Source organism: Staphylococcus sp. HMSC061G12 (assembly GCF_001838465.1).
In the GTDB taxonomy this organism is placed as follows: domain Bacteria; phylum Bacillota; class Bacilli; order Staphylococcales; family Staphylococcaceae; genus Staphylococcus; species Staphylococcus simulans.
Genome location: NZ_KV837083.1, coordinates 1 through 20021, shown reverse-complemented (window position 1 = coordinate 20021; position 20021 = coordinate 1). Strand labels below are relative to the sequence as shown.

The window sequence follows — 20021 nt, the reverse complement described above, 5'->3', positions numbered from 1 at the left end:
ATTATTATGATCTTCGTGTGTAATACCCTCAGACTTTTCTTTTACTTTTTGAAAAATCCCTTCTTTTTTATTATTTTTGTCTTTTTCATTTGAATGAGACATAACATGTACTCCTTTATTACTATATTCAGTTGGTCAATGAGTTGAAAAAAGGGGGATAGAACTTAGATGAGTAAAACTCACTTAAGTTTATCCCTATAGTCAACGCATTGTAATGCTCTTAAACCTATAATTAGTTTAAGTGTTTATCGTTTTGTTTACGCTCTTGTAACGTGTTTTTCGCATTTTTCAATGCACGTTCTAATTCTGGGTTATTGCGACGAATTTCTTCGATAGCATCTTTCCAGTAAAGAACTTCTTCTTTGATTACGCTGATTTTTGAAGGTCCTCTGTCAGAACGTTTACCTTCTTTTAAGTTCTGAATACTGCTTTTTAATGCATTTCGCGTATTTTTGTCAGCTAATGTAATTGCTCCGCCGACTAAAGCGCCTAATAAAATGCCTGGTACTAATTTGTTATTCATAATTTATCTACCCCTCTTTAGAATTTGTGTCTTTAAGAATGTAATCAATTAAATTATCACATGATGATTGTACCATATCGAATACACCCTCAAAATTATTTGTATAGTAAGGATCAGGTACATCTTGTTCTTCCATATCGCTGAATTCCAACAATTTGAATAATTGGCCCTTCAACTCAGGATTGATACGCTTAATGTTATCCACATTACTTTGATCCATCGCAATAATGTAATCAAAGTCATCCGTAGATTCAAATAGTTCACTGATCATACCGTCAAAAGGTATGTTGTGAGTATTTAAAATGCGTTGTGTTCCTTCGTGAGGTGCTTGGCCTAAATTCCAACTGCCTGTACCGCGTGAGACAACTTCAATGCCTTCTATACCGCGGTCTTTCAGACGTTGTTTCATAATTGCTTCAGCCATTGGAGAACGACAAATATTGCCTAAACAGACAAATGCTACTGTAGTCATATTTTACCTCCAAATTATTTTTCAGCCGGATAAATAAAGCGTATGATGAACATAGATACAAGGTATACCTAACGTTCCATAGATAATATTTACCCGAACTCTGATGAAATAACCCATATAACATTATCTTATCGGTTTTTAATCAACATCTAAAGAGTAAATTATCAAAAGTTTTCAGGAATTGTTGAGTTTGATAATATATAAACATAAAGAGGTGATTTAAATGTCAGAAACAAATAGAGATATGATCATTGATATCAGAGAGAAACTAAACGTGGTAAACGTTAATCTAATCGATCCTGATAAATTTGAAGATGCAGACGAAGCTAAAATCAAAGAAATTCATAGCTTTGTTACTTCAAAAGAAAAATTTTCACCAAGTGAAGTGACTGCCATCGCATCTGAATTAGGCGAACTACGACAATCGTAAGAACAAACAGCAGTCAGAATAAGGAGGAACTTTGTTATGTCACAATTACAAGAAAAGCTAAAACAATATGCACAACTTATCGTAGATGTCGGTATGAATGTGCAAGAGGGGCAACCAGTATTTATTCGTTCATCAGTAGATGCTTTAGAATTAACGCATGATATCGTTGAGGCAGCATACAAACGCGGCGCTTCTGATGTAAGAGTAAAATATGCAGATGATACATTAAGACGTTTAAAATTTGAACATGAATCTGTAGAATACTTCGAAGAAAATGATTTGAAAGATTATGATATTGAAGAACGTATGGATTATGTAAAACGTGGTGCTGCAAACTTAGCTTTAATGAGTTCTGACCCTGATTTATTAAGTAATGCAGATAGTGCTAAAAAAGCAGCTTTCGGCAAAGCTTATTCAAAAGGATTCAAAGGATATATGGAAGCAATTCAAAATAATGACTTACCATGGTGTGTAGTCGTATATCCGAACAAAGCATGGGCACAACGTGTCTATCCTGAATTAGATGCTGAGGCAGCTTATGAAAAATTCATTGATGAATTATTAGACATTGTTCGTGTAGATGGTAATGATCCGATTGAAAACTGGAATCAACATATCCAAAACTTAAGTGAACACGCTAAATATCTACAAAACAAACAATATTCAGCACTTCACTATATTTCAGAAGGTACAGATTTAACAATTGGCTTGCCTAAGAATCATTTATGGCAAGATGCGACAAGTTTCACAAATGATGGACAAGAATTTATTGCCAATATCCCAACTGAAGAGGTATTTACAGCCCCTGATCGTAATCGTGTAAACGGTCATGTGACAAATAAACTTCCGCTCAGCTATAACGGAACGCTGATTGATGGCTTTACGCTTACATTTAAAGATGGCAAAGTTGTAGATTTTTCTGCTGAAAAAGGGGAAGAAGTATTACGTGACTTACTTGATACTGATGAAGGTTCAAGATATCTAGGGGAAGTCGCGTTAGTTCCAGACGATTCACCGATTTCAAATCGTAATCGTGTCTTTTATAACACATTGTTAGATGAAAATGCTTCTTGCCACATCGCATTAGGCGCTGGTTATCCGTTTACGATAATTGGCGGTACAGAAATGACACGTGAACAATTAACAGAAGAAGGTTTAAATGATGCGTTTATTCATGAAGACTTCATGATTGGCAGCGCAGATTTAACGATTTATGGTATCACGCAAGATGGGGAAGAAGAGATTGTGTTTAAAGACGGTAACTGGGCTTACTAAAATAAATATAATCAATTCATAAAGGAGATCAATTGTGGAACAAAGAGAAAGTAAACCAATGTCAGCATCAAAAACTGTAAAAGATCGTCAAGTATATCCGCAAGATACGAATCATCATCATACTATGTTCGGTGGACTCTTAATGGCGAACATTGATGAAATTGCGGCAATCTGCGCTATGAAACACAGCAGTACGCCAGTTGTTACAGCTTCTACAGATTCAGTGGACTTTTTATTACCTATCCGTAATGGAGATATTATTTCATATGAAGCAATGGTTTCATACGCTGGTTCAAGTTCAATGGAAGTTTGTGTACAAATCATTCTTCAAGATATCATCAATGATAAAAAACATATGGCAGCACTCAGCTTCTTAACATTTGTAGCGTTAGATGAAAACGGCAAACCAACAGAAGTACCAGATGTTTATCCTGAAGGTGAAATTCAAGAATGGTTCCATAGTACTGCGCCTGCACGTGTAAAACGCAGAAAAGAACGTCGTCAAGAAAGTAAAGATACCTTAGAGTTCTTAACGAGAAGACGACATATTGAATAAAATAAGCAATTAAAAATGGCATCTCAACATAAAATGAAGTGTTGAGAGGCCATTTTGTATTATTAACGTTATTGTTGCTGGAAGATGCGATGCATCATTTTTTCTTTTTCTCGGAAATCAGTATTTGGATAATACATATTTTTTACTAGTAAGTTCGGTCCTAAGCAATGTACCGGTGCACAATGACAATTCAAACTTTGTGCTAAGTCTGAAGCGAGCCATTTGTCGAAAACATCTGTAAGACGATCGGTTTGGATATTAGAAATAGAGCCTGTCTCATCGCCGAAGTCCGTCACAATCACATCGCCAGTAAAGACATTGACGTTCAAACGGCTGCGGCCGTCTGGATCATTACGTAAGCTGACATTTTTTGCTGAACGCAGTTGTTTGAATAATTGTGCATCGTCTTCATCTTGAATGCATGGATAAATCGGTAGTGTCCCAAACAACATCCATACAGATTCGTCACGAATTTCTAAAAGGTGACGTATAGTTTCTTTAATTTCTTTCAAACTAAGTACGTTAAGCTGACTCGCAAAATCAGATGGATACATCGGATGAATTTCATGTCGACTGCATTTCATATCATTTACCACTTCACGATGAATTTTTTCAAGGTAAGGTTTCGTGCTTTGGTTCAACATCGTTTCAGCAGAGACAAACATGCCTTGTTCAGATAATGTTCTAGAATTCTCAATCATTTGTTCATAAAGTTTGAGTTTTGCTTTAAGCGGGGGCTGTTTTTCCATTGCGCCGAATCCAACTGTAGCGAATTCATCCGTTGTTCCCCAGTTGTGTGAAATATGCATCACGTCTATGTATTCAGCAATATCTAAATAGCGATCTTGCGGCAAAGTTAAATTAGAGTTCATTTGTGTATAAATACCGCGATCATAGGCATATTTTAATAGCGGTTTAACCACATTTCGAATTGATTTCTTAGAAAACATCGGTTCGCCGCCTGTGATAGATAGGGTACGTAAATTAGGAATTTCATCTAAACGTTTAAACATTAATTCCATTGGAAGCGGTTCAGGATCTCTTGTTTGTAAGGTATAACCGACTGCACAATGACTGCAGCGCATATTACATAAATTCGTTGTGGTGAATTCAATATTGCTTAACTGCAAGCTGCCGAACGCTTCGACATCATTGTATGCCTCCCAAGGATCATTTGCTATAGTAATCGGCTTTTTAATATTCGTATATTGGCCAATCATAATTTTGCCTTCTTTCTATACAATGTATTTCTTAATAAAAAAGGGGTAATGTGAAGTGAAAGATTCAAATCACAAAAGATGAGTCATTCCATATTATTAATATTCTAGTGAATTTTGTCAATCGCATGTTAGAATAGAATTATATTTTTAAAGAAGGAGCCTTATCATGAAAATGAGCGAAAACGAATTAATTACGAACATTAAAACGAGATTATCTGAATTTGTAGATGAAATTGATCATGTGGATCCAGATAAAGTCAGTGTTGAAGATGTTGATGAATGGATTGGTTTACTAGACCAATTAGAAGAAAAAGTAAAACTTTATCAACGTGAGAAGTAAGGTCTCATACTTTCTATGTTTAAATCATGACATTTTGGTCTATACAATAAGTACAATCAAAGACAAAAGAAATTCTTATTACAATTTATTGTATAGAATAGAAAGGTGATAAATAAATGGCACAAACAGTAGCAATTATTTTAGGTAATGACTTTGAGGATATTGAATTAACTAGTCCAAAAGAAGCAATCGAAGAAGCAGGCTACAATACAGTGATTATCGGCTCAGAAGCTGGAGAAGAAGTCGTAGGTAAACACGGTACAAAAGCTAAAGTTGATGTAGATATCGGCTCAGCTGAACCAAGCGATTATTCAGCATTATTAATTCCAGGCGGATTCTCACCAGACCATTTACGTGGAGACGTAGAAGGAAGATATGGTACATTCGCAAAAGCATTTATCAAAGAAGATGACCCAATCTTTGCGATTTGCCATGGTCCACAAGTATTAATTGATACTGATGATTTAAATGGCCGTACGTTAACAGCGGTATTAAACGTACGTAAAGACTTAGAAAACGCAGGTGCACATGTTAAAGATGAATCAGTAGTCGTTGATAAAAATCTTGTAACAAGCCGTACACCTGATGATTTAGATGACTTCAACAAAGCAATTGTTGACGCATTAAAAAATAATGAAAAATAAGCAGTTATAAGCTTAGCCGGAATATCTATGAGATATTCCGGTCTTTTACATATCCAGGAGTATCCATGTGTACTACTCAAGACCGATTTTGTGTCAAAACGTATAATTCTTATTTCATATCAAACAGTTCTCAATTATAATATGTGTGAAATACTAAAATAGATTGAGGAGATCTGTGTATGAAAAGAAGCGAAAGGCTATCGAGGTCTCAACGTGAGACAACAAGAGGCACACAGAATACACCCCATTATAATACTTATTATCAACCCGTAGGTACACCGCCGAGAAAAAGAAAAAGCAAAGGGCTATTTTTAAAATTACTTATTGGACTCATTATTGTAATTGCACTCTTCTTTGGTGTGATGTATGCATTGTCATCACGTGCCAATGTAGAGGACTTAAAAACCATTGAAAATAAATCTACGTTTGTTCCAATCAATGATATGCCGAATTATACTAAAGGCGCTTTTATCGCTATGGAAGATGAGCGATTCTATGACCATGGCGCATTTGATGTGAAAGGTATATTTAGGGCACTGTTCACGACTTTAAGTGATCAATCGGTACAAGGTGGCAGTACAATCAGTCAACAAGTTGTTAAGAATTATTATTATGGAAATGAACAAAGTTTTACACGGAAAGTGAAAGAAATATTGGTCGCATCGCGTATGGAACGGGAATATTCTAAAGAAGAGATATTGAGCTTTTACGTTAATAATATTTATTTTGGTGATAATCAATATACTATTGAAAGTGCTGCAAATCATTACTTTGGTACAACGACCGTCGCAAACAGTCAAAATATGCCGACGATTAGTGTGCTTCAAAGTGCCATTTTAGCAAGTAAAATTAATGCGCCAAGTGTATATGATGTTAATAATATGTCACAGAACTATATTAACCGTGTCAAAATCAATTTAGAAAAGATGAAGCAGCAAGGTTATATCAACGATGAACAATATAAAACAGCATTAGCTCAGTTAGGCGTTTAATGCGATTTCAGGCAATCAGTATATTCAGCTGCATTGCCTTTTTTATATGTCGCATGCTTAAAAGAGACAATGTATGTTACTTGTGTAAATTCAGGGGGATAATGCTATAAAAGTACATGCATTTGTTTTACAATAAGTATCGATACCGTTATGAATTAAAGAGAAGAGGTGAGACCATGCCTAAAATTACAATGATTGAAGTTCAAAAGAAAAATAAAGAGCGGTTTAATTTATACTTAGACGGTGCCTTTGAGATGGGTATCGATATGGATACTTTAGTACACTTTAATTTAAAAAAGGGCGATGCGCTCACTGCTGAAGATATGATGCATATTCAAAAGTATGAGCATTATCGCTTAGGGTTACATTACGCTGTTCAATATCTTTCATATCGTAAAAGAACTGAACAAGAAGTCATTACACATTTACAAAAACATGAAATCAATGAGGTAGCTATTGCAGAAGTCATTGCTTATTGTCATCAAGAAGGCTATATTGATCATCAAGATTATGCGGAAAGTTTAAAAAATACTATGATTCGGACTACTGATAAAGGGCCTGAGATTTACAAACAAAAGCTTTATAAAGCGGGAGTCGAAAAGAATATTATTGAAGATTATGGCGAACGTTATGAACAAGAACAACCGCTTGAAGATATCGTTGCGCTTGCTGATAAATTGATGCATCAAAAGAAAGGACCGATGAAGAAGCGGACAGATAAAGTGAAACAATCATTATTACAAAAAGGCTATTCATTCGAGATGATTAATGAAGCGATGCAAGCCTTAGATTTTGAACCAGATACAGATGAAATTGATGCTTTATTGCAAAAGGAATTAGAAAAAGTGTATCGTAAAAATGAACGCAAATATAGCGGGCAACAACTTGTGATGAAAACAATAGAAGCACTTCTCAGAAAAGGCTATGAGTATGATACAATTAAAGATAAATTAAGAGAAAGCGGGATTAGTGATGACTGAGAAAAGTTTAAGCGAAATGACTAAGAGTGAAATTTTAAATGAAATACAAAAATATAAAGAAAAAATGCGTAAAGCAGAAATGAACGGCATTTTAAATGAATATGATGTCTACCGTACAAAAGTCATCATTGCGGAAAGTTACTTAGTAGATACAGATAAAATTGAATTCGGTAAACTTTATGAATTAAATGATGGTACGAAACGTTATATGCGTGTAGATCGTTTGAAAGGTGTCTTTGCATGGGGCAAAATCCTGCATAGCGGACTAAGTGAAGAAGGCATCCCAGTCGCATTATTAAAACTTTAGAAGGATGTAGAAATTATGGCGAGTTCGATTGTATTAAAATTACTGAATATTACACATTATTATCGTAAAAAGAATAGAAAAAAATGGTATCTGCCGTATGGTTATGATGCTGAAGATATCGAATTGAATAATGTGTCACTTCACTTATATCAAGGAGAATCATTAGGTATTATAGGGGAGCCTGGTGCGTCGAAAACGTTAATCGGCAGAATCTTAGCCGGTGAAGTTAAACCTGATAAAGGGCGTATCCGACGTAACGGCAGTTTATATTTCGGAGATATCGAAGATAAACATTTACACGAAGAAACGGTGACTGCGCTTGTTCAAAATGCAGTGGAATTATTTACATATACGGTTTCTGGACATAAAGTCGAACAAATTTTGCGCTATGCTGATTTATATGAGCAGAAAGATAAGCTAGTTTACCAGTTAACTGATCGTGAGTATGCACAATTAATTGTAAGTTTAGCACGTACGTCTAAAGCCGATATCATTATCTTTAATCATGTGTTAAGTGAATTGGATGATGCATTTATGGAGAAAGCCATAACACTTTCTCAAGATTACATAGATGATGAACTTACAATGATTACAATCGATGATAATTTAAAGGTTATCCAGGCAGTATGTAACTATGCCGTATGGATTTCACATGGCCAATTACGTATGGAAGGCCCATTGAGTCGTGTGTTGCCTGCATTTAAAGAACATGAACGAGACCGTCAATCATTAAAAACTGAAGATGAAAAAGCGCAGTTTGATGTAGACTGGAAAGAAAAACGTACGCGTATTCCTGAAATGTCTTATAACTTCAAACGAATTGAACGTTATAAACACGCAAAACCGACACCTTTCTTGGCACGTGTTATCGGTTGGAGCGTTTTGTTATTGGTCGGCTTTATTTTTACAGCGGTATTGTTGTTTAACAATTTAGGTATTGTGCATTTTGCGCAAAACACTGAACAAAGTAAATTACAAGCTCAGAAAAAAGGTGTATTTGACGAGACTTTGACCTACGGTATTGTGATGAATAACAATATTGAAGTTAAAGGGATTCACCATAAACAAAAAGTGAAGCTGCCGAAATATACATTTGTGACGATTACTGGAGAAAATGATAATAAATATCGACTGGTTATCGATGATAAATCTTATGTAATTGGTAAAAATAAATTATATCATTTCAATCCAGCAGGTCTTTATGAAAGACATAGTAAAGATACACTCGAAGATTACATGAAGTCTAATTATATTAATTATATAGATTTCTATAATAGTCACTTAGGTCAATCTCATAAGAAAGTAGTTAAAAGTTTAGTTCCTGAGAAAGATCAACGTTTTGTTGCGCCAGTCACACAACAGCCTGTAGATTTATTGTTCAATGATAATGATCATTTAACAGGATTTGTATTCCCGATTGTTGATAAAGACAAATTAAAAGATAAGTTTGATATTCAAGGGGATTACTGGGTCACAAAATCAGGCAATGGTTACTTTATTGCTGATTTGAAAGATAATAAATGGATTTATATAGAATTGTAGGTGAGACCGTTTGATAGATAAATTGATAAATTTTTATTATAGCTTGCCGCAAATGATGAAACATTTAATGGGGAGTTTGAAGCGGAATTGGAGATGGTTCGCGATTCCGCTTGTAGCTTCAGTATTGTTATTACTCGTAATGTTGCTGTTTTTAAAAATCATTAACGCGACAGAAGAAACACAAGCTGTGTGGTATTACCGCTTCATCGGTTTCATCACATTATCTTGGACACTTGTTACTTTATATTTCAACACAATGCGTTATCGCAGAGATTATTATGAATATAAGAACTATGACTATCCAACCGCTTTTAAAAGTATTATCTATACACTGATTTTTTCAGTAGGATTATTACTTTCTATCGCATTAGTTGTCCTGGTCAAACCCGTCAACTTAGATAGTTCATTTTGGGCTATTGGCTTTTACTGGGTCATGTGGAATATATTTGTGATGATTGTTTCGCAAGTATTAGGTTTAGTAAGAATGATCAGCCGTTACAATATTTTTGATATGACACTCTATATCGTATTTGCGGTTATGTTTATTATCGTACCGATCTTTTTCATTCCAGGTCCACATAAATCAATTTGGATGCATATTTTAATGTTGAATCCATTATTTTATTTAGTTTCTGGTATTGAAGAAGCTGTGATTATCGGTGTTAATAGTTTGGGCAATATACCTTATCATTTCTTCTTTATTGTATGGTTAGGTATCGCAAGTCTATTATTGTATATTCTAAGACCACATATCGCATATGAGAAATTTAGAATGACAACTAATCGTTCTATTCATTTAAAAAATACGGCTGAACCTGAAAAGGTGAAAAACTCCAATTTTGATCATTAATCAAATGAGTTTAGGTATATTAAAATATTCATAGAAAAAATAAAACGAGAACAAAGTGTAGTTGATACATTTTGTTCTCGTTCTTTTATTAATGTGTATAAAGTTTTTTCATCAATTTCTGTTCACTAAAGACCCAACCTGTGTATGAATGGGTGATATTTAAGTCTTGGTCCAAATGCACAATCGCTACGAAAGAATAGTGATCTTTGTTTAAATAACGTAAGTCGATGAAGCGGACTTCAAGAATATTATCGCTTAAACGACGAGTATCCCATCTGTATATAGAAGAGAAGTTTAAAAACGCTTTGATATTAGGGTCGTTACGTAATACCTGCATTAATTCTTCATCAGGGAATGGTTGACGTTTCACTTTATCAGCGAAAACGACGTTTGTCCCATAACTGCGTCCGACATAGTCGTGAGTTTGTGTTTGAACTGCGACACGCCATTCCATAAATTTCATAGTAGGTGCCACAAATACTTTAACTAAGTGTGCATTATCTTGACTGCTGACCATACGTAAAACACGTTTTCGAATTGTGGCTTGGAAGATAAAACGTACAATATAATAAATTACTAATACGATGAAAATTGGAATATACACCGCAAAAGCATTTAAGCCAAAAGCCCATAGCACAATGCCTAAACACCATAAAATAAAGATGTAAGGATCAAAGGTATTAATGACACTCAATTGTATCCATTTATTTGAGAAAGGCCGCAACGCTTGCGTACCGTAGGAATTAAATATATCTACAAAGACGTGTAAAAAGACTGCAAGTTGTGCCCATAACCAAATATGCAATGGATTAATATGGCTGAAAAAGGTAAAAACGAGTAAGGTTATAAGTATCGGCCATAATATAGTGAAAGGTATTGAATGTGTGATACCTCTATGATTAGATATATAAACAGCATTATTTTTTAGTTTTAATACAGTGTCGCTGTCAGGAATTAAAGAACCTGCGATTAAGGTTGTAGCCGCAGCACCAAAATGATCTGACAGGGTCGGGTCATGCATGGCTAACGCAGTAAGCCCAATGCCCATGACGATATGTGTGCCTGTATCCATAATTGTTCACTCATTTCAATTAATCTTACATATAGTATAAAACATAATGACAAATAACTAAATCAATTCACCCTTAATTAAAGGGTGTGTTGACAAGAGAGAAGGAGAACTATTGAAGAATGAAACAGCAAAATAGTTTCAAAAGAGATTTATTAGATTGGTTTGAAACCAATCAACGTGAAATGCCTTGGCGAGAAACGACTAATCCTTATTATATCTGGATTAGTGAAGTTATGCTTCAACAGACACAAGTTAAAACAGTGATAGATTATTATCATCGTTTCACAGAACGTTTTCCGACAGTCGAAGATTTAAGTCAAGCATCACAAGATGAAGTTTTAAAATATTGGGAAGGATTAGGCTATTATAGTCGTGCACGCAATTTTCACCATGCAGTGCAAGAAGTTGCGACACAATATAACGGTAATGTCCCAAGCAATCCGGATTTGTTCGGACGATTAAAAGGTGTGGGACCTTATACGCAAGCAGCGGTGATGAGTATTGCGTTTGATTTACCATTGCCAACCGTTGATGGTAATGTTTTTCGTGTGTGGTCTCGCTTAAATAATGATTTCAGTGATACTACAAAACAATCTGTCCGAAAAAAATTCGAAAGTGAATTGCGTCCTTATGTCACAACACATGCAGGCCAATTTAACCAAGCTATGATGGAACTTGGCGCATTAATTTGTACACCGAAATCACCGCTTTGTTTATTATGTCCGGTTCAATCACACTGCGAAGCATTAGAAGAGGGGACGGTTGATCAACTACCCGTCAAACCTAAAAAGATTAAAAAGAAGACAATTAAACAAAATTGTTATGTCATTTATAATCAAAATGATGAAGTGTTAATTGAACAACGTACAGAAAAGCTATTACATGGAATGTGGGAGTTCCCGATGTATGAAGCAACTTATAGTGAAGAACAGCTTCATGACTTATTACAACAAGATATATCTATTAGTGAGACACCGATATTTAAGTTAAAACATCAATTCACACATTTAACTTGGGACATTCAAGTCTATCAAGTTGACGATGTTATAGATGAGTCACAAACACAATTAAGTGATCGCTTTCTATGGATGCGTTTAGAGGATAGAGAACACTACAACTTTCCAGCATCGATGCATAAAGTATTAAACTATTTAACAACGAAGTAGTTAAGTCTGAGTTTAAAAAAGCATTATGTTATAATTGTGATTGTGAAAAATAGCCAGGAGGAGGTGTGGAACATGGTAAAAGAGTCCATACCGAAAGAAGGAGAACGTATTAAAATACAAAGTTACAAGCACGATGGCAACATTCATAGAGTTTGGTCAGAAACTACGATTTTAAAAGGGACAGACCATGTTGTGATTGGGGGCAATGACCACACGCTTGTAACCGAAAGCGATGGACGTACATGGATTACCAGAGAACCAGCAATCGTCTATTTCCACTCGGAATATTGGTTTAATGTCATCTGTATGTTCAGAGAAGACGGTGTATATTATTATTGCAACTTATCGTCACCATTTGTGTGTGATGAAGAAGCATTGAAATATATTGATTATGATTTAGATATCAAAGTTTATCCGAATGGTAAATATCATTTGTTGGATGAAGACGAGTACCAACAACATATGCAGCAAATGAATTACCCTAAAGATATAGATGCGATTTTACGCAGGAATGTTGATATCTTACAACAATGGATTGAACAAAAAAAAGGTCCGTTTGCGCCAGACTTTATTAAAGTTTGGAGAGAACGCTTTAAAAAGTTGAGACAAGGTTAGCATATCAAGCAGATTGCTTTATTACGTCTTGTGTTTTTAATTATAATAACTTTGGTATGAATAATAATCGTAATACGAGGTTGGGACATCGCAATAAAATGTCTCGCCTCGTTGATTTATTTCGCATTAGAAAAGGATAGAAAGGGAGGATTGCCTCAATGATACGCAGGTATTTAAAGTTTGTTAAGCCGTATAAATGGCGGATAGCAGCTACCATTATTATCGGTATCATTAAATTCGGCATTCCGATGTTGATTCCATTATTAATCAAATATGTAATTGATGATGTCATCAACAATCCGAGCATGGGCACGCAAGACAAATTAAGCCACTTGGGTATCGCAATCGGGATTGCCTTTTTTATATTTGCAGTCGTACGTCCACCGATAGAATATATGCGTCAGTATTTAGCGCAGTGGACCAGCAACAAAATACTTTATGATATTCGTAGACGTTTATATGATCACTTGCAAGCACTAAGTGCACGCTTCTATGCCAACAACAAAGCAGGTGAAGTGATTTCACGTGTTATCAATGACGTTGAGCAGACTAAAGACTTTATTTTAACAGGACTAATGAACATCTGGTTAGACTGTGTGACAATTATTATCGCATTATCAATCATGTTTGTACTTGATGTTAAATTGACACTAGCCGCTATGATTATATTCCCGTTCTACATTTTAACGGTTTATTACTTTTTCGGAAGATTACGTAGTCTAACACGTGAAAGATCTCAAGCTTTAGCAGAAGTACAAGGGTTCTTACACGAACGTGTACAAGGTATTTCGGTGATTAAAAGTTTCGCAATTGAACAAAATGAAGCGCAAAACTTTGATAAGAAAAACAGTAAATTCTTACATCGTGCTTTTAAACACACACGTTGGAATGCTTATTCTTTCGCAGCAATCAATACGGTAACTGATATCGGACCGATTATTGTAATTGGCGTCGGTGGTTATTTAGCAGTAACAGGTTCCATTACAGTTGGTACGTTAGCTGCGTTCGTCAGCTATTTAGAACAACTTTTCGGACCTCTACGTCGTCTTGTTTCTTCATTTACAACATTGACACAAAGTTTCGCTTCTATGGACCGTGTTTTCCATTTATTAGATGAAGACTATGATGTAAAAGATGAACCTTATGCGAAACCGCTCAAAATCACAGAAGGTAACATCTCATTAGATCATGTATCTTTCCGATACAATCCACATGCACCTAAAGTGTTAGATGATATTTCGTTAAATGTGAATCATGGCGAAACCGTCGCCTTTGTAGGAATGTCTGGTGGAGGAAAATCGACATTAATCAATTTGATTCCTCGATTTTATGATTCTACCGATGGAACGATTACTATAGATGGCTATAATGTAAAAGACTTCTTATTATCTAGCTTGCGTGAACAAATCGGTTTAGTTCAACAAGATAATATCTTATTCTCAGACACAATCAGAGAAAATATCTTACTAGGTAAACCAGGTGCGAGTGATGAAGATGTGATAGAAGCGGCTAAACTCGCAAACGCACACGATTTCATTATGAGTCTGCCTGAAGGTTATGAAACTGAAGTAGGGGAACGTGGTGTGAAATTATCTGGTGGTCAAAAACAACGTATTTCACTTGCACGTATATTCTTAAATAATCCGCCGATTATTATTTTAGACGAGGCAACAAGTGCGTTAGACCTAGAAAGTGAAGCAATCATTCAAGAAGCTTTAGCACATTTAAGTGAAAATAGAACAACATTAATCGTTGCCCATCGCTTATCTACAATCACTCATGCAGATAAAATTGTAGTAGTTGAAAACGGACAAATTATTGAAGCCGGTACGCATCAAGAGTTATTAGCTAAACAAGGTGCATACCATCATCTTTATACAATTCAAGATTTATAATAAAGAAAGAGCAGAAACGTCCCTCAGCGGGGGACAGTTTCTGCTCTCTTTTTATAAGTCTAAGTCTTCTTCTTCAATTTCAATGTTAGAGTCATCTGTATGGAATTGGAAATAACTCATGACCAAACGGTCTAAGTGTGCTAAATCATAACTGAATTCCTCGATTGCTGAGATAATCTGCATGACATTAGAAATTGAATACTCAGAGGTTTCAGTGTTCAGGACCATTTCATTTTTAAATGCTTCCATTAACTCAATTTTTTGCGGAATGTCCACAGGTGCTTGGAAATTCTCGAAATCGTGTCTTGCTTTTTGAGCGATGCTTAACATAATTTGGTCATATGAAGTCATTAAATCATCTAGTTCAAATTTGATTTGCAAACGAAGATCAGTACTCATATTATGCAAATCATGTTGGTAACGATGCATACGTCTCAAAACATCATAGGCACTTTTTGTAGTTGTCACAACTTGTTTGAAAATTATCTTCTTACGATTTAATTCTGGCCAATTTTTTCTAAAGAAAGGACGTTCTTCTTTATAATAATTGAATAATTGTTCCAGATTTTTCAAACGTTCTTTAATACTCTTTGTATCTTCTTTAACATGGTAAAACTCTGTTGTATCGTTAATAACCAATTTAATCCAAATGAAAATATCAGAAGCGATATTCATTGAATTATAATAAAGCTTTGTTTCGTATTTAGGTGGAAAGAAGGCGACATTGACAGTGAAAGCACTGAAAACACCAATCATCACTAACACGAAACGATAAAACGCTGATGCATAGAAGTTACCTGTTTCTCCACCTTGACCCATGATGATAAGGGCAGTAACTGTGGCTAAGGTTGCAACATGTTGAAGTTTTAATTGGAATAATAAAGCAATTAAGACTATAACTGTTGCGCCCATGATAATAATACTATCGCCAAATAAACTGACCATCGATACAGATAAAATTGCACCGATTAAGTTACCTTGAAACTGTTCTTTTATAGTTTTATAAGAACGATATACACTTGGCTGCATTGCTACAATTGCACCGATACCTGCTACGGTAGGAATGCCTGCACTCTTTGGCAGCAGTGATGCAATTAACATCGCTAGGACAATCGCAATACCTGTTTTAAATATTCTTGCACCTAGTTTCAAATGAGTGTGCTCCTTTATTCCTATTTATGCACATTTGCTTGGAAGTGGTTTCCAAAAACAAAAACGTATATTAAAGTTTATACACTGAATCAATGTGTTTTTCAAGTTTATTTCATTTGGGAGAATGCATAGTCTGCAGCACGTAATGTTTCTTCGATATCTTCATCTGTGTGTTCTGTTGTTAAGAACCAAGCTTCAAATTTAGAAGGTGCTAAGTTGATGCCTTGATGCAACATTAATTTGAAGAATTTCGCAAATGCATCGCCATCAGAATTTTCTGCTTGCTCATAATGTGTTACTTTTTCGTCAGTAAAGTAAAGTGTTAATGAACCATAAACACGGTTTACTGTAGCTGTAATACCATGTTTTTCAATTAATTCATTTAAACCATCTTCTAATTTTTTACCAAGACGATCTAATTCTTCGTAAACACCTTCTTGTTCTAAAACTTCTAATAAAGCGATGCCTGCTTTCATTGAAAGTGGATTACCAGCCATTGTTCCTGCTTGATATGCAGGGCCTAAAGGTGCAACTTGTTCCATAATGTCTTGACGTCCACCGTAACCGCCGATTGGTAAACCGCCACCGACGATTTTACCGAATGCTGTTAAGTCAGGGTATACGTTCAACAAGTCTTGAGCAGCACCGTAGTGGAAGCGGAATGCTGTGATAACTTCATCATAAATTACAAGACCGCCATATTGATGGGTGATTTCATTTACTTCTTCAAGGAAGCCAGGAAGCGGTTCAACCATACCGAAGTTACCGATAATAGGTTCAACTAATACTGCTGCGATTTGATCGCCCCAATGTTTCATTGCTTCTTTGTAAGACTCGATATCATTAAAAGGTACTGTAATTACTTCTTGAGCCACGCTCTTAGGTACGCCGGCTGAATCAGGAGAACCTAATTGAGAAGGGCCGCTACCTGCAGCAACAAGTACTAAATCTGAGTGTCCGTGGTAAGATCCAGCGAATTTAATAATTTTATCGCGATTTGTATATGCACGTGCGACACGAATTGTTGTCATGACAGCTTCAGTACCAGAGTTGACAAAACGCATTTTTTCTAAAGATGGAATTGCTTCACGCAATTTTTTAGCAAATTCGATTTCTAGCTCAGTCGGTGTACCATAAAGCACACCTTTAGCTGCTTGTTCTTGAATAGCCTTAGTAATATGTGGATGTGCATGTCCAGTAATAATTGGACCATATGCTTGAAGATAATCAATGTAACGATTGCCGTCTACATCATATAAATATTGACCTTTACCTTCTTTCATTACTACCGGTGCACCGCCGCCAACTGCTTTATATGAGCGAGAAGGGGAGTTGACACCGCCAAGGATGTATTCGTCTGACAAACTTTGAAGTCGTTCGCTTTCAGTGAATTTCATTTTTTATCAACCTCTTTTAATTTAATATTTCCGTTTACTATCGTATCATATAATTAACTATAAGAAGAAAAAGGTGAGCATATGTTGAAAAAAGGAGACAAATTCCCTGAATTTGCATTAGAAAATCAAGATGGAGAAGTCATTACTAACGACACAATCAAAGGCAGAAAGGCAATTCTTTATTTCTATCCTAGAGATAATACACCTGGATGCACAACAGAGGCTTGCGATTTCCGTGATAACATGGCAATGTTTAATGATTTAGATATTGCAGTATACGGAATCAGCGGAGATTCTAAAAAGAAACATCAAAACTTTATTGCTAAACATGATTTGAATTTTGATTTGCTAGTAGATGAGGATTATAAATTATCTGAAGCAACTGGCGTGTATCAATTGAAGAAAAGTTTTGGCAAAGAATCTATGGGCATTGTCAGAACTACTTTCGTTGTAGATGAAAATGGTGTAGTAGAACATGTAATCGAAAAAGTTAAAGTAAAAGAACAAATGAATCAATTAAAAGAAATGTTGGGGTGAAGTGTGTGAAGGTTCTTTCATTAAATAGATTAAAAGACTCAGAGCAGTTATTGGAAGAAACTTTTCCAGAAGTAGAATTTGTATTTCGAAAAAATGTAGATGAAATAAATGAGCAAGATAAACGAGATGCAGATGTTGTAATTGGTTATAGTGGCAAAGCTGATCAAGCTTTTTTTGAGGGTATGCCTAATTTAAAATTTGTAGCTTGGTATGCGGCTGGTGTTAATTCACTACCATTACAATATTTTGCTGAACGTAATATTGTATTAACGAATGTATCAGGTATTCACGCAAAACAAATGAGTCAATTTGTATTTGCCTATATTTTAGACGATTATAAACAAATGAGAGTTTCTAGACAAAATCAAGATAATAAAGTTTATGATTCTACAATTACAGGCAGACGTGTAGATGGAGATACGTTACTAATTTTGGGGACAGGTAATATTCCTAAACAAATTTCCAAACTTGCACGTGCATTTGAAATGAAAATTATTGGTATTAATACAACTGGACATGAAGTTGATGGATTTGATGAAACATATCCTTTAAAGGAACTTGATCAAGTTTTGCCTAAAGCAGACGTTGTAGTTAATGTGCTGCCCGAAACTGAAGAGACATACCATTTATTAGAAGATAAGCAATTTGACGCAATGAAAGAGACCGCATTATTTATTAATATCGGCAGAGGTACAATTGCTTCAGAAGAAACAATTGTTAAAGCGCTTAATGAGGGCAAAATTCGTCATGCTTATTTAGATGTTTTCGAAAAGGAACCTCTATCAGAGGATAATCCGTTATATCAATTAGATAATGTAAGTATTACTGCGCATATCACAGGAAATGGTAAAGAAAACTTTAAAGAGGCATCTCAAATTTTTATTAGAAACTTCAAACATTTTCTAAGTAATGGAGATGTCATTGAGAAAAAAGTAGATTTATCAAAAGGTTATTGATAAAATAATGTGCCAACATTGACATTTCAATGGTTCTACCGTTATATTAATATTAAGTAATAATAATTATTAAGTAGAAAGACGGTGGATTAGATGAGTGCAGAAATGGAATCTATTGAGCATCAATTAGAGGACTCTATTGCATCTTTAAGAAATGCCGGAATCAGAATTACACCGCAAAGACAAGCCATTCTTAGATTTTTGATTTCAAGTGAAACTCATCCAACAGCAGATGAAATTTATCAGGCACTGTCACCAGATTTTCCAAACATAAGTGTTGCGACGATATACAATAACTTACGTGTGTTTAAGAAAACAGGAATTGTGAATGAATTGACTTATGGAGATGCATCTAGTCGCTTTGATTTTAATACACATAATCACTATCACGTCATTTGTGAGAATTGCGGTAAGATAGTAGATTTTCATTATCCGCAATTACATGAAGTTGAACAATTAGCTCAACATGTGACAGGTTTTAAAGTGTCACATCACAGAATGGAAATTTATGGATTATGTCCAGAATGCCAAAGTAAAGAACAATAAAACATTATTACCATTAATAGGAAAGCTGAATGTCACATGGCATTCAGCTTTTTTATATTTGGTTTCGGATCATGTGAGTTTTAATCCTATGTAAAGTATTTAACAACGTTCCTTACAATAAGAAAGCTGATTTGAAGAGGGGGACAAAGTATTAATACACTCAAAGAGTAAGATGGTTGGACGTTTAATTACACCATATACATCAAAAATCTCATATGAATGAAATCGTGCGTACTATTAGTAATTTTATACATTTTTTATTATAGAAAATTATTGACTCTTAACTAAAGGCTTGATATGATGAATAGGTCGTTGAAACGGCGCAGTAAATTAAACATTGAGAATTAAAAGTTTGAATTAAAAACTTTAACAAAGTGTAAATTTTACTATTGATTATCAACAAGAAACATTATAGAATAGTTATTGTTGAAAAAAACGAAACAAGTTACTTCGAAAAAATAAATTTTAAAAAGTACTTGACTTCAAAATTCAAAAGCGGTATAATTGATTATTGTAACGCGAAAAAATGAACATTGAAAACTGAATGACAATAT

The 20021-nt window shown here is 34.9% G+C and carries 22 protein-coding genes; 16 read left to right on the top strand and 6 right to left on the bottom strand.

The genetic code is table 11. From position 1 onward, the window contains the following. Positions 1 to 232 precede the first annotated feature (232 nt). Both HMPREF2937_RS07395 and HMPREF2937_RS07390 read right to left on the bottom strand, forming a co-directional pair. Complete coding sequence (locus HMPREF2937_RS07395; RefSeq protein WP_002481659.1) at positions 233 to 523, bottom strand: hypothetical protein; 291 nt, start codon at positions 521 to 523, stop codon at positions 233 to 235. Between the two features lie 7 nt (positions 524 to 530). Continuing rightward, positions 531 to 995, bottom strand: coding sequence for a low molecular weight protein-tyrosine-phosphatase (locus HMPREF2937_RS07390; protein ID WP_023015860.1), 465 nt, complete (start codon positions 993 to 995; stop codon positions 531 to 533). 223 nt (positions 996 to 1218) lie between these two features. Between HMPREF2937_RS07390 and HMPREF2937_RS07385 the strand changes: the two genes are divergently transcribed. The 3 genes from HMPREF2937_RS07385 to HMPREF2937_RS07375 are packed head-to-tail and all read left to right on the top strand — an operon-like array spanning position 1219 to position 3256. Continuing rightward, the gene (locus HMPREF2937_RS07385; RefSeq protein ID WP_002481657.1) at positions 1219 to 1425 is read left to right on the top strand and encodes a DUF1128 family protein; all 207 of its coding nucleotides are present in this window, start codon (positions 1219 to 1221) and stop codon (positions 1423 to 1425) included. Positions 1426 to 1461: 36 nt separating this feature from the next. Beyond that, on the top strand, positions 1462 to 2700 hold the full coding sequence (locus HMPREF2937_RS07380; protein WP_070848239.1) for an aminopeptidase: 1239 nt from the start codon (positions 1462 to 1464) through the stop codon (positions 2698 to 2700). Between the two features lie 58 nt (positions 2701 to 2758). Beyond that, positions 2759 to 3256, top strand: a complete 498-nt coding sequence (locus tag HMPREF2937_RS07375; RefSeq protein WP_031262747.1) for an acyl-CoA thioesterase — start codon at positions 2759 to 2761, stop codon at positions 3254 to 3256. A gap of 68 nt (positions 3257 to 3324) precedes the next feature. On the opposite strand, the gene yfkAB is transcribed toward HMPREF2937_RS07375, so the two are convergent. Next, on the bottom strand, positions 3325 to 4476 hold the full coding sequence (yfkAB, locus tag HMPREF2937_RS07370; RefSeq protein WP_070864319.1) for a radical SAM/CxCxxxxC motif protein YfkAB: 1152 nt from the start codon (positions 4474 to 4476) through the stop codon (positions 3325 to 3327). 172 nt (positions 4477 to 4648) lie between these two features. Here yfkAB and HMPREF2937_RS13705 point away from each other — a divergent pair, with 172 nt between their 5' ends. From HMPREF2937_RS13705 to HMPREF2937_RS07340, 7 genes are all read left to right on the top strand, one after another. Continuing rightward, positions 4649 to 4816 carry an SE1561 family protein gene (locus tag HMPREF2937_RS13705; RefSeq protein WP_096754677.1) on the top strand — a complete coding sequence of 56 codons (168 nt, stop codon included), beginning with the start codon at positions 4649 to 4651 and terminating at the stop codon, positions 4814 to 4816. Positions 4817 to 4932: 116 nt separating this feature from the next. Next, a complete protein-coding gene (locus HMPREF2937_RS07365; RefSeq protein WP_002481652.1) occupies positions 4933 to 5460 on the top strand; it encodes a type 1 glutamine amidotransferase domain-containing protein in 528 nt (175 codons plus the stop codon). A gap of 179 nt (positions 5461 to 5639) precedes the next feature. Further along, the gene (gene sgtB / locus HMPREF2937_RS07360; RefSeq protein ID WP_002481651.1) at positions 5640 to 6452 is read left to right on the top strand and encodes a monofunctional peptidoglycan glycosyltransferase SgtB; all 813 of its coding nucleotides are present in this window, start codon (positions 5640 to 5642) and stop codon (positions 6450 to 6452) included. Positions 6453 to 6628: 176 nt separating this feature from the next. Then, on the top strand, positions 6629 to 7432 hold the full coding sequence (gene recX / locus HMPREF2937_RS07355; RefSeq protein WP_023015857.1) for a recombination regulator RecX: 804 nt from the start codon (positions 6629 to 6631) through the stop codon (positions 7430 to 7432). After that, positions 7425 to 7739 carry a YfhH family protein gene (locus tag HMPREF2937_RS07350; RefSeq protein WP_002481649.1) on the top strand — a complete coding sequence of 105 codons (315 nt, stop codon included), beginning with the start codon at positions 7425 to 7427 and terminating at the stop codon, positions 7737 to 7739. Before recX ends, HMPREF2937_RS07350 begins: the two co-directional genes overlap by 8 nt. A gap of 15 nt (positions 7740 to 7754) precedes the next feature. After that, complete coding sequence (locus tag HMPREF2937_RS07345) at positions 7755 to 9281, top strand: ATP-binding cassette domain-containing protein (protein WP_070864318.1); 1527 nt, start codon at positions 7755 to 7757, stop codon at positions 9279 to 9281. A 10-nt stretch (positions 9282 to 9291) separates the two neighbouring features. Continuing rightward, on the top strand, positions 9292 to 10131 hold the full coding sequence (locus tag HMPREF2937_RS07340) for a hypothetical protein (protein ID WP_070864317.1): 840 nt from the start codon (positions 9292 to 9294) through the stop codon (positions 10129 to 10131). Between the two features lie 88 nt (positions 10132 to 10219). Here HMPREF2937_RS07340 and HMPREF2937_RS07335 read toward each other — a convergent pair whose 3' ends face one another. Beyond that, complete coding sequence (locus HMPREF2937_RS07335) at positions 10220 to 11203, bottom strand: metal-dependent hydrolase (protein ID WP_002481646.1); 984 nt, start codon at positions 11201 to 11203, stop codon at positions 10220 to 10222. A gap of 119 nt (positions 11204 to 11322) precedes the next feature. On the opposite strand from HMPREF2937_RS07335, the gene mutY reads away from it, so the two are divergent. From mutY to HMPREF2937_RS07320, 3 genes are all read left to right on the top strand, one after another. Beyond that, on the top strand, positions 11323 to 12369 hold the full coding sequence (mutY, locus tag HMPREF2937_RS07330; protein ID WP_070864316.1) for an A/G-specific adenine glycosylase: 1047 nt from the start codon (positions 11323 to 11325) through the stop codon (positions 12367 to 12369). 72 nt (positions 12370 to 12441) lie between these two features. After that, on the top strand, positions 12442 to 12984 hold the full coding sequence (locus tag HMPREF2937_RS07325; protein ID WP_002481644.1) for a nucleoside tri-diphosphate phosphatase: 543 nt from the start codon (positions 12442 to 12444) through the stop codon (positions 12982 to 12984). A 158-nt stretch (positions 12985 to 13142) separates the two neighbouring features. Then, complete coding sequence (locus HMPREF2937_RS07320; RefSeq protein WP_070848242.1) at positions 13143 to 14879, top strand: ABC transporter ATP-binding protein; 1737 nt, start codon at positions 13143 to 13145, stop codon at positions 14877 to 14879. A gap of 51 nt (positions 14880 to 14930) precedes the next feature. Here HMPREF2937_RS07320 and HMPREF2937_RS07315 read toward each other — a convergent pair whose 3' ends face one another. Both HMPREF2937_RS07315 and HMPREF2937_RS07310 read right to left on the bottom strand, forming a co-directional pair. Next, complete coding sequence (locus tag HMPREF2937_RS07315) at positions 14931 to 16031, bottom strand: FUSC family protein (protein WP_002481642.1); 1101 nt, start codon at positions 16029 to 16031, stop codon at positions 14931 to 14933. Between the two features lie 107 nt (positions 16032 to 16138). Beyond that, complete coding sequence (locus tag HMPREF2937_RS07310) at positions 16139 to 17428, bottom strand: glutamate-1-semialdehyde 2,1-aminomutase (RefSeq protein WP_002481641.1); 1290 nt, start codon at positions 17426 to 17428, stop codon at positions 16139 to 16141. Positions 17429 to 17509: 81 nt separating this feature from the next. Here HMPREF2937_RS07310 and bcp point away from each other — a divergent pair, with 81 nt between their 5' ends. The 3 genes from bcp (at position 17510) to perR (ending at position 19467) form a co-directional block, all read left to right on the top strand. Continuing rightward, positions 17510 to 17965: a thioredoxin-dependent thiol peroxidase gene (bcp, locus tag HMPREF2937_RS07305; protein WP_002481640.1), complete on the top strand. Its 456-nt coding sequence runs from the start codon at positions 17510 to 17512 to the stop codon at positions 17963 to 17965. A 5-nt stretch (positions 17966 to 17970) separates the two neighbouring features. Beyond that, a complete protein-coding gene (locus HMPREF2937_RS07300; RefSeq protein ID WP_023015853.1) occupies positions 17971 to 18921 on the top strand; it encodes a phosphoglycerate dehydrogenase in 951 nt (316 codons plus the stop codon). 93 nt (positions 18922 to 19014) lie between these two features. Next, complete coding sequence (gene perR, locus HMPREF2937_RS07295; RefSeq protein ID WP_002481638.1) at positions 19015 to 19467, top strand: peroxide-responsive transcriptional repressor PerR; 453 nt, start codon at positions 19015 to 19017, stop codon at positions 19465 to 19467. Positions 19468 to 20021 lie beyond the last annotated feature (554 nt).